This window comes from Halomonas sp. M20 (genome assembly GCF_020622265.1).
Classification (GTDB): Bacteria; Pseudomonadota; Gammaproteobacteria; order Pseudomonadales; family Halomonadaceae; genus Modicisalibacter.
The window spans coordinates 774742-785386 of the sequence record NZ_JACNMQ010000001.1 but is presented as its reverse complement, the minus strand read 5'-3'; the positions used below and the strand labels follow the sequence as shown (position 1 = coordinate 785386).

The following is a 10645-nucleotide window of genomic DNA, read 5'->3' as shown; positions in this document are numbered from 1 at the left end:
AATCAGCTCCCTGCGAGCGGATAAATTTCTTATGCCAATCCCGCTGAAGCGAGCACCGGCGTTTTTATAGTGGCGTCGACTGAGTCAGCGCTCCGTCAGCGCGTTGCCTTTGATGCGTAGAATGGGTTTGAGAAGATACTCAAGCACCGTGCGCTTGCCGGTGCGAATGTCCACCTGGGCAGTCATGCCGGGAATGATCGTCAGAGCTTCCCCCAGCGCCGTGTCTTCGGTGCGCACCCGTACCAGATAGAAGGTGTTGCCTTCGTCGTCGGTGATGGTGTCGGCGCTGATGTGCTCGAGGGTCGCCTGCATACCGCCGTAAATGGCGAAGTCATAGGCGGTGAACTTTACAAACGCCGACTGTCCTGGGCGTAAAAAGGCGATGTCCTGGGGAGCGATGCGCGCCTCGACCAATAGCTGGTCGTCGCTGGGCACGATCTCCACCACGTCCTGACCGGGTTGAACGACGCCGCCCAGCGTCGTGACGTTCAACCGCTGTATGGTGCCTGCCACCGGGGAACGAATCTCCGCCATGCTCACCTTGTCCTGCAGGCCGACATTGCTCTCCTTGAGGGCTGCCAGCTGCCCCAGAGTTTCGGAGAGCGCTACCCGCCACTCGTTTTGCATGTCCAGGGTCACTTCCCGCACCTTGCCTTGGGCCTCTTCGATGGCTGCCTTGAGCCTGGCCACCTGGGCACTGGCCTGATTGCGCTCGCCGCGAGCGTTGGAAACCTCCCGCTCCAGACGCAATACTTCCACCTCGGAGACCGCCCCGGAATCCAGCAGCGGCCGGGTCAAGTTGAGTTCCCGAGAGGCCAGATTCAGCGACCGAGACGCCTGATTGAAGCGGGCCTCGGCCTCCTTGAGCTCTTCCCGGCGCTGGTTCAGTTGCTCCCGGACAATGGACTGGGCTTCTTCAAGCGCCTGCAGGCTGGTCTCATAAAGCCTGCGTTCATGAGCGGCCAGCGCCGGGGCTTGCGCCAGCAATTCCGCCGTGGGCACGAAAGGCTGATCGTTGGAGAGCGCCCGCAGCCTTTCTGCCTTGGCTTGCAGCGCCAGGGATTTGGCCACCCCTTCCCGAAACGAGGACACGAAGCGGGTCGGGTCGATGCGCATCAAGAGCTGGCCTTTCTCGACGATCTGCCCTTCTTGCACATCCAGTTCCTTCACCACGCCGCCGTCGAAGGACTGGATGACCTTGAGCTTCGAAGAAGGAATCACTCGGCCCACGCCCTTGGTGACCTCGTCGATCTCCGCGAGAGCGGCCCAGGCAAGCAGCCCTATCAATGCGAACACCACCAGATAGAGCAGCGCCCGCGCCCGCATCGGGTCCTGCTGCATACGCGCCCAGTCCGCGTCGCTGGCCCAGTCCCGCTCCAGATGAGCGCCGGACACCCAGCGGGCAAACACGCGATCAATCAGCGGTCGAAACGCCTTGCCGCCGTGCTCGGAGACACGCCCCAGTGATTCGAAGCCGCGTTGTTCTGCGCTTCTTTTTGAGCTAGATGATAGAGAGGCGTCGCTCATTGACTGGCCCTCCCGATCTTTCCGCTGCGCAGCGCCTCGATCACCTCATCCTTGGGCCCATCCGCAACGACACGGCCCCCGTCCATCACGACGATGCGATCCATCAGCGCCAGCAAGGCACTACGGTGAGTCATGACGATCAGCGTCCTGGATTTGGCATAGACCGCCAGCCTGCGCTTGAACGCTTCTTCGCCGGCGTGATCCATGGCGCTAGTGGGCTCGTCTAGCAATAGAATTTGCGGGTCGTTCACCAGGGCGCGGGCAATCGCCACGCTCTGCCGCTGACCGCCGGAAAGCAACTCACCGCGCTCCCCGACGGGCATCTCCACCCCTTGTGGATGAGCGGAGACCATGGATTCGAGTCCGCCGATCTTGATCGAGCGCAGCAGCGCCTCGTCATCGACGCCATCGCTGCCCCCGGCTGCCAGGATGTTGTCCCGCAGTGAGCCATAGAACAGGCTGATATCCTGGGGCACGTAGCCGATATGCCGACGCAGCTCGATAGGGTCGAGCTGGCGAATATCCACGTCGTCTACCATCACCGCCCCGGCGGTAGGCTGGTAAAGCCCCTGCAGCAGCTTGTTGAGGGTGGATTTACCCGAGCCCATCCGGCCCAGCACCGCCACCTTCTCCCCGGCACGAATCTTCACCGACACGTCCCGTAGCGCGTCTCGTTCCTCATTCGGGTAGCGCAGGGTCACGCCGCGCAGCTCGAGATGGCCGTTCACCTGAGTGCGGCTCACGTACTGGCGCCCTTCCGGACGCTCTTCCGGTTTTTCCATCACTTCGTTAAGCGATGTCAGCGCCGTTGCGGCATTGTGATACTGGGCCATCAAGGCCGCCGCCTGACTCACCGGCGCCATGGCCCGGGACGACAGCAGGTAGGCCGCGATCAAGCCGCCCTGGCTCAAGTCGCCGGCAACGATCAGATAGACGCCGATAATGATGATCGCCACCGCCACGCTCTGCTGTGTCCATTGGGCCACGCTGCCCACGGACGACCCCAGCAGGCGCATTTGCGCCGACGTACGGGACAGAAACGCGGTGGTCTTTTCCCATACCCCCTGAATGCGCCCTTCGCCGCGCAGCGTTTTCACGGTCTCCAGATTGGCCAGGCTCTCCACCAGCGTGGCATTGCGCTGGGCCCCGACCCGCCAGGTGGTCTCGGAGAGTTCATGCATCTTGCCCTGGGCTGCCAGGGCATAAAGCAGCACGAAGACGACGCCGATGACGATGGGGATGACCAGATAGGGCGAGATAATGGCGATGATGCCGGCGAACAGCAGCACAAAAGGCAGGTCCACCAGACTCACCACCGTGGCAGAACCGATGAACCCGCGCACGGACTCGAAGGATTGTAGCGTGGCGGCGAAGGAGCCGGTGGAAGCAGGACGCGCTTCCATGCGCATGCCCAGCACCCGCTGCATCAATTTGGAGGAGAGTTTGACGTCCGCCCGACTGGCGGCCAGATCGACAAAGGCATTGCGCGTCAGACGCAGGATCAGATCGAAACACAGCACCAGAAAGATCCCGGCGGCCAGGGCCCAGAGGGTTTCCGTAGCCTGATTCGGCACCACCCGGTCGTAGACGTTCATCACGAACAGCGGCATGGCGATGGCGAACAGATTGATCACGATGGAGGCAATCAGCACATCCCGGTAGAGGCTGCGGTTCTCGAGGATGACGCCCCAGAACCAGTGGCGCTGCTTGTGCTGGCGAACTTCCGGGCTGCGGGCATCATAGCGAAACTGCGGACGGGCATAGAGGGCGCGGCCGCTGTAGCGGGCCTGCAATTCCTCTAAAGGCACCTCGACAGCCGCCTCGCCAAGCTCCGGGTAGGCGATTCGGGCTTGATCCCGTTCAGTATCCAGGCTCAGCAGCACACAGGCTCGACCAGGCTCCAGCAGCAGGATGACTGGGAATAGCTGGGGGTTGAGGCGAGAAAGTGAGCAACGAATCTGGCGCGCCGTCAGACCAACCCGAGCCGCCGCACGAGGAAATATACTCGGCGTCAGCTCGCCGTTTTCCAAGGGCAGCCCTGATAGCGCCGCCTCTGAGGTCAGGTTCCGGTCGTGAGCTCGGGCCACTATCCGTAGGCATTCGAGCAAATCCCCGCCCTTGACCGGGCTTGGGGCTCTTTCTCGCCCCGGTTCTTTATTTCGCCCCGACTCCGGCTCTCTACCTCGCCCCGACTCTTTATTCCGCCCTGGCTCTTGATCTTGCTTTGACTCAGGCTTTAACGCGAATTGACTGGTCACGAGGTCCCCCTAGCGATCAAAGCGTTGGCTGCTTCTCAGGTCTGAGATCAGCGTATCCAGACTGTCGCTTGATGGTGCGGACGTCGGGCAGATGGCATCCGCCTCAATGGCAACGCCATCGCTGCCGAGTTCGGCAAGTGTCGGTACGCCGCCTCTGGAGACGTCGAGTGCCGGCAAGAGCTGCCCCATAGCCGTCAGAATGCGCGCTTGAGCCAGGGACAGATCGAAATCCGCATTCGCATAGGCACGGCTGGCCTGAAAATATTCGTTCTCGGAATCCAGCACGTCCAGCAGTGTGCGCTGACCGATATCGAACTGCTGCTGATAGGCGCCGCGCACTCGGCCGATCGAAAGCCGATGCTGATTGAGGTAGTCGAGCTGCTCGGTGATGCGCCGTGCATCGTTGTAAGCGATGGTGGTGGTCTGACGCAGATCTACGCACTCCTTGTCGCGCAGGCTCTTGGCCCGGTTGACCAGGTCGCTGGTACGCCGATAGGACGCCAGGTCCGAGCCACCCCGGTACAGGTTCATGCTGGCCACGATCTCCACGGCGCCTTCGTCGTAGCGGCCGTTGACCCCGTCCTCGTTGTTCGTGCCGGTGCGGGCACGAAAATCCAGCTGCGGATGGAAGGCAGCGCGGGTGCCCCTGGCCTCCGCCCGAGCGGCTTCGATGTTCTCGATCGCCGCATGAAAGCCCGGGTTACCTTCGAAAGCGGCCCGCGCCGCGGAATCGATCGATTCCGGCAGGCGCGCATCGAAATCCGGTATCGGCGCCAGGGTGTCCGCCGGAAGCACACCCACCAGACGCTGGAATCGCGCGCTGACGTCATGCAGGTTGGTGGCCTCTGTCAGCAGGTTCGATTCCGCCAGGGCCAGGCGACCGTCGATCTGTTCGAGATCGACCCGGCGACCTGCACCGGAGCGAGCCCGCTGCTCGATCCGATCGTAGACACGAAGATGCTTGGCGTAATTCTCCTTGGCCAGCCGCACCAGCGCTCGATAGCGCCGTACATCCTGGTAGGCGCGCACAACATCCAGCGCCACCTCGTTGCTGGTGCGCATCAATTCGTAGTAGCTAACAAGCTTGGCGCTATCGAGACGCTTGACCTCGCTGGCGGTGGCGAAGCCATCCCATAGCATCTGAGTCAGGCTTATCTCACTGAAACTCGAATTGTAGGTGTCCCGATCATCCCTGTCGCGATATTCCCGCCCCACACCGGCGTTGATATCGACACTGGGAAAATACCCGCCTCGCGCCATGTCCACCTCGTCCATGGCCGCCTGGAAATCGTGCCAACTGACTCCTACCTCCGGGTTTTCCGTGACCGCCTGTTGCACTGCTTCCTGCAGTGAATCCACATCTGGAGCCGCCACAACGGTGGAAGAGAGCAAAAAAGTAAAAGGAAGCAGGGAGAGCGTGGGTAAAAACAACCGCATCAAATGAAGTCCTCGTTTACGCGGCACAGGCCGGCGTAGGCGGCGTCGAGGCGCCACCTGGATTGTCGGATCAGGAAAAGCAGGATAGTAGTGCTCTCTATTATTACTATGAGACTCACTATTTATGCGTACAAAAAAGCATTATTCGATTCTACGAGATGCGAGGCAAAACAAGAACCTTTTTCCGCACTATTGATGTCACGAAAGAGGATTTTCTGATGTCACGAACGTAGATTCGAGGCGGGGGCAAGGACGCCGAGCCTATTGGCGCCCTGTCTGTGGGGTCGGCACAGCATATGGCCTCTCACGTCATCGCAGCGTATTCGCAACTGACGATCAAGACTCCGCGTGCTATCGTCGCACTATAATGGTCCAGTCCCGGGAGCCCTTGTCATGGCCAGTTCCGAAATGCAGAAAGTACGTGTGATCAATGAGCTGCGACACTTCATCAAGAAGTTGCTGCAGGATCCGCAGATTCTTGAACAGTCGCTGGAGGTTGCGCGACGCGCCTATCGTGAGCGGGGGGAGAATGCTGGGGGCGATTACGTCAGCGAGCAGGAGTTGCTGGCGAGAATCGCCAGCGAGATATCCGATACTACCAGCACCCACATCCCCGAGGACCCGAGCGAGCACTCCGAGGCGGATAAGCTGTATCTGGATGTATTGAAGGAGGTGGTTACCGAGGAGCAGGCGCTTTATTGAAAAGCTACTGGAAGCTTGATGGCTGCGGCGTCCCTGCCGCTCCATATCATCATTTTACGCGTACTGTGCGATCCGCTGGTTCAGCCACTGCCCGCACTGCGTTCCTGCCCCCGCCCAGCCATCACTGACGCGATTGACGAACAATGCATCTCCGCCCGCAAGAAATGGCATCAACGCATCGCGTATTTCCCCGGCTTCAGCGTCGGCTTCGATCATCCAGCAGCAATCCATCGCGTGGATGTGCGGATAGGCCTCCAGGGCTTGATAAAACTCGGCGTACTCTTGGGGAAGACGAAGATCGTAATTGACTGAAAAAATAGCCATGTGTGCGTACCTCTAGGTTTGCTTCGTTTTCTTTTATGGGAATCGATGCTAAACACTGTATTCAAAATAGTTGATAAGCAAAGAAGAGAGCAAGTTGAACAGGAACCAATTTGGCTTATTGTTTTCTTCACTCGCAGTATGTGGCCGACAAACGTCGGCCATTAATAAACAATCTAATATTTAACAATTTAATTAGTTGTTACTGTCGTTGATGCAGGACAACCACCGGGAGCGAGATTCGCATCAGCCGTCGTTTCGCACGTCCAACTTCCATCTGCAGATCTAGTCCAGGTCAATGTCTTTGCAGGGGCATCTGTGAGGACCGTGGCTGCGTTATTGCCGAAAGTAGAGGTAATAGTCGCAGTTGAAGTAAGAGTGTCAGGAATCTGAGGAACACCCGTTCCCGCCGGTAATGTATAAGAAGTCTGGGCCGTCCCCGTTAAAAGGTTAGAGCCGGTCGCACCCGGGTCGCATTGACCCGCGCCATCACCAATAACGGTACGGCCTTCCAGAATACAACTCTCGACAGAGGTGCGAAGCTGACCCGTTTCCGCCATGACTCGGCTAACCTGAGACTTCGCCACATAATTCTGATACTGCGGGATGGCGATCGCCGCGAGCACCCCAATGATCGCCACCACGACCATCAACTCGATCAAGGTGAAACCGCCCTGCCTTCTCATTGCCCTTTTCATTGTCACTCCCCGTGTATAAACATCATGTTGTGTGCCAGTCCTGCCAGGAGGCTTCTCCACGATGGCAAGCTCATATTCAGGCTATCGACCAAGCTCCGCTAATCTTTAGGCTTGTTTGGGTTTTTCAGCATTGGGAAGCTGCTTGGTTACTGACTTCGCTGCCCGCAATAGACGAGAGATAAAAGGTCTAGATTCTTCACGAGAATGACTTAGATATGACGTTATATTTACAGTTTAACCTCGGCCTTTTTTGCAACAAAAAGCTACAACGTAAAACTAATTCTGACGCCCATTATGCCGATAAATAGAAATACAGAAACATTACCGCATCTGCTGCGCGGCCTTCAGGCCAAGCCAACACCTGAACTCCGCATGTTAGGGAACCGCTGAACAAACCGCCGAGCAAAACATCATGACAACGTCGCACCAACCGCCTTTTTCCTCACCGCATTCATTTTCCCACGCGAATGGCGAACGCGAGCCAATCTCATCGAATGGCCTTTCGTCGCCGTTCGGCTCGCAGCATGGCGCGGAAGGTTTGCAAGGGTTTGCGAAACGGCTGGTGGACGATGGCCTGCTTGCCCCCGACACGGCTCATTACGCCGAGCAGCAGGCCAATGAAAGCGACATCTCGCTGCTGCAATATGTTATCGAACACGATTTGCTGGCGGCACGAGACGCGACCCTGGCCGCGGGACGGGAATACGGCTTGCCAGTCGTTGATCTCGATGCGTTGCCAATAACGGCGCTTCCCTCCCCCAGCGAGATGCCCGAACGAATTTTACGCAAGTATCAGATCATGCCGCTCAAGCGCACCGCTTATCACATCACGGTCGCCGTGCCCTTTCCTTCCACGCTGGCACTACTCGATGAGCTGCAGTTTGCGACCGGTCTGAATGTTGAAGCGGTACTCGCTTCCATCGACCAGCTGATCCCGGCGCTGGAAAGCTATTTGTCCCAGGCGGAGTCCGAAAATACCATGGAGGCCCTCGCGGATGAGGGTAGCCGAATGGTACTCGACGAGGAGGCCCCCGAGTCCAGAGAAAACACGGCCGCCACCTCCAGCGATGACGCTCCAGTCATCAAGTTCGTCAACAAGATACTGCAGGATGCGATTCAGCGTGGCGCTTCGGACATTCATGTCGAGAGCTACGAATCCAGCTTTCGCATACGTTTTCGCATCGACGGTATATTGCTGGAAGTCTCGCAGCCCCCCTTCAATCTGCGCACGCGTATCGCGGCTCGCATTAAGGTCATGGCTCGCCTGGATATTTCCGAGCGACGGTTGCCTCAAGATGGCGCCATCAAACTCAAGTTGCCGAATGGTAAATCGATCGATTTTCGCGTCAATACGCTGCCGACGGTGTACGGTGAAAAGATCGTCCTGCGTATCCTCGACCCATCTTCGGCCCAACTGGGCATAGATGCCCTGGGGTTCACCCCGACGCAAAAATCGATATATGAACGCGCCTTGGCTCAGCCCCAGGGCATGATTCTGGTCACCGGGCCGACGGGTAGCGGCAAGACCGTGACGCTATATACCGGCTTGAATATCCTCAACACTATCGAGCGAAACATCTCGACTGCGGAAGATCCGGTGGAAATCAAGGTCGCCGGGGTCAATCAGGTCAATATACATCCCAAGATAGGACTCGATTTTGCCAGCGCCCTGCGTGCATTCCTGCGTCAGGATCCGGATGTGATCATGGTCGGCGAGATTCGCGATCTGGAAACCGCCGAGATATCGATCAAGGCAGCACAGACAGGCCATCTGGTGCTTTCGACGGTACATACCAACTCCGTGGCCGAAACCCTGATACGTCTGAATAACATGGGCGTCGCCTCATTCAACATCGCCAGCTCCATCTCGTTGATTATCGCTCAACGCCTGGCACGCAAACTTTGCCCGCACTGCAAGCGAGCGGCAAAGATCCCTCATGACGTTCTCATTAAAGAAGGGCTCACTGAAGATGAGCTCAACGGTACGACGATCTATCAACCGGGAGAGTGCCGCCACTGCACGCTTGGCTACAAAGGGCGTGTCGGCATCTACGAAGTGGTGCCAATCAGCAATGAGATGCGCCACTTGATCATGCAGCAGGGCAATTCGCTGGAGCTCGATGCTCTGGCGCGGCAAGAAGGATATGCAGACTTGCGCCGCAGCGGTTTGCAGAAAGTCCTCGAGGGCGTCACTAGTCTCGAGGAAATCAATCGCGTCACGAAAGACTAGATTCGTCTGAACTTCGCTCAACTATTTATATTTATACTTATACGCAATTCTCTAGCAATCAGGCAGTAGTAAAAAATGTACGTTCGGGCAACGACCCAGAACGACACCAAAAAAATACGCATACACAGGGAAAACGTCATGGCTACTACCATACGGGTGGCACGGCACCATAAGCCGCGGAAGCAGCCCAAGCTCCACCGCTGGTACTGGACCGGCAAGAACGATCAAGGCAAGTCGATCAAGGGTGAACAGGTCGCCGCGCAGAAAAGCGAGGTGGTACAGGAGCTCACTAAGCAAGGCATTTTGATCAAGAACTTGCGGCGAAAAAGCCATCTGTTTGGCGGCCGGGGGCGGGTCGGCCCTCGGGACGTGATGCTGTTTGCACGCCAGATGGCTACCATGATTCGCGCCGGCGTGCCGGTTCTGCAAGCCTTCAACGTGGTCGCCGAGAGCCTGCAAAAGCCTGCGATGCGGGAGCTCGTTCAGCAACTTGCGGAGGATGTCGCCGCCGGCGCCAGCTTTTCCGAGGCGCTGCGAAAGCATCCGCGGCATTTCGATCGGCTATTCACCAACATGGTTCATGCCGGTGAGCAGGCCGGCGCCCTGGACCGCATGCTGGAGCGGGTGGCCTCCTACAAAGAGAAAATCGAGTCCCTCAAGGCTCGGGTTCGCAAGGCCATGTATTATCCGGTTGCGGTCATCGGGGTAGGCATCGGCGTCACCGCGCTCTTGTTGATCAAGGTGGTACCACAGTTCGAGAGCATGTTTGCCGGGTTCGGAGCCGAACTCCCGGCCATGACCCGAATGACCATTTCGCTATCCGAGGCCGCTCAGAACTACTGGTACTTTGCCCTGGGCGGCTTGATGCTGCTGGGACTTGTCATGCGGCAGGCCATGCAGCGTTCCGAGGCATTCACCTACAAGATGCATCAGTTCATGCTGCATTTGCCGGTGCTCGGTGACATCATCGACAAGTCCTCCGTGGCGCGTTTTGCGCGTACTCTGGCAACCACTTTCAATGCCGGCGTGCCCCTGGTCGAAGCCCTGGAAACCGCTTCCGGCGCCGTGGACAGCAAAGTCTACGAGCGCGCCATCCTTCAAATCCGCGAGGATGTCTCCAACGGCCAGCGCCTCAACTTCGCCATGCGCAACACCAACCTGTTTCCCGTACTGGCAACACAGATGGTCAGCATCGGTGAAGAAGCCGGTTCGCTGGATGCAATGCTCAACAAGGTGGCAGATTTCTATGAAGAAGTCGTCGACAATAAGGTCGATGCCCTGACCTCGTTGCTCGAACCTCTTATCATTGTGGTATTGGGTACGATGGTGGGTGGGCTTGTCGTATCCATGTATTTGCCCATCTTTGAAATGGGCAGCGCTATCTAGATATACGATCTACTGCGCTCGGCGATACTGCGTTGAAATTAATCTCGGAATGCTCATTTACAAGAGTAAACTCCGCTTCCTCGATC

Annotated in this window: 8 protein-coding genes; 3 read left to right on the top strand and 5 right to left on the bottom strand. The window is 57.9% G+C overall.

What is annotated here, in order from left to right:
• Positions 1 to 84: 84 nt before the first annotated feature.
• The 3 genes from H7850_RS03680 to H7850_RS03670 all read right to left on the bottom strand — a co-directional run bounded on the left by H7850_RS03680 (position 85) and on the right by H7850_RS03670 (position 5222).
• Positions 85 to 1527: an HlyD family type I secretion periplasmic adaptor subunit gene (locus H7850_RS03680; protein ID WP_227368028.1), complete on the bottom strand. Its 1443-nt coding sequence runs from the start codon at positions 1525 to 1527 to the stop codon at positions 85 to 87.
• The gene (locus tag H7850_RS03675) at positions 1524 to 3635 is read right to left on the bottom strand and encodes a type I secretion system permease/ATPase (RefSeq protein ID WP_227368027.1); all 2112 of its coding nucleotides are present in this window, start codon (positions 3633 to 3635) and stop codon (positions 1524 to 1526) included. Before H7850_RS03675 ends, H7850_RS03680 begins: the two co-directional genes overlap by 4 nt.
• Positions 3636 to 3794: 159 nt before the next feature.
• Positions 3795 to 5222, bottom strand: a complete 1428-nt coding sequence (locus H7850_RS03670) for a TolC family outer membrane protein (RefSeq protein WP_227368026.1) — start codon at positions 5220 to 5222, stop codon at positions 3795 to 3797.
• A gap of 393 nt (positions 5223 to 5615) precedes the next feature.
• Here H7850_RS03670 and H7850_RS03665 point away from each other — a divergent pair, with 393 nt between their 5' ends.
• Positions 5616 to 5924, top strand: coding sequence for a hypothetical protein (locus H7850_RS03665; RefSeq protein WP_227368025.1), 309 nt, complete (start codon positions 5616 to 5618; stop codon positions 5922 to 5924).
• 54 nt (positions 5925 to 5978) lie between these two features.
• Here the strand turns inward: H7850_RS03665 and H7850_RS03660 are convergent, their stop codons facing one another.
• Both H7850_RS03660 and H7850_RS03655 read right to left on the bottom strand, forming a co-directional pair.
• Complete coding sequence (locus H7850_RS03660) at positions 5979 to 6248, bottom strand: hypothetical protein (RefSeq protein ID WP_227368024.1); 270 nt, start codon at positions 6246 to 6248, stop codon at positions 5979 to 5981.
• A gap of 188 nt (positions 6249 to 6436) precedes the next feature.
• Entirely contained in the window at positions 6437 to 6943 is a 507-nt protein-coding gene (locus tag H7850_RS03655) for a pilin (RefSeq protein ID WP_319799261.1), read from the bottom strand.
• 412 nt (positions 6944 to 7355) lie between these two features.
• On the opposite strand from H7850_RS03655, the gene pilB reads away from it, so the two are divergent.
• Together pilB and H7850_RS03645 are read left to right on the top strand one after the other, a co-directional pair.
• Positions 7356 to 9173 carry a type IV-A pilus assembly ATPase PilB gene (pilB, locus tag H7850_RS03650; protein WP_227368023.1) on the top strand — a complete coding sequence of 606 codons (1818 nt, stop codon included), beginning with the start codon at positions 7356 to 7358 and terminating at the stop codon, positions 9171 to 9173.
• Between the two features lie 138 nt (positions 9174 to 9311).
• Positions 9312 to 10559, top strand: a complete 1248-nt coding sequence (locus tag H7850_RS03645) for a type II secretion system F family protein (RefSeq protein ID WP_227368022.1) — start codon at positions 9312 to 9314, stop codon at positions 10557 to 10559.
• Positions 10560 to 10645: the final 86 nt, after the last annotated feature.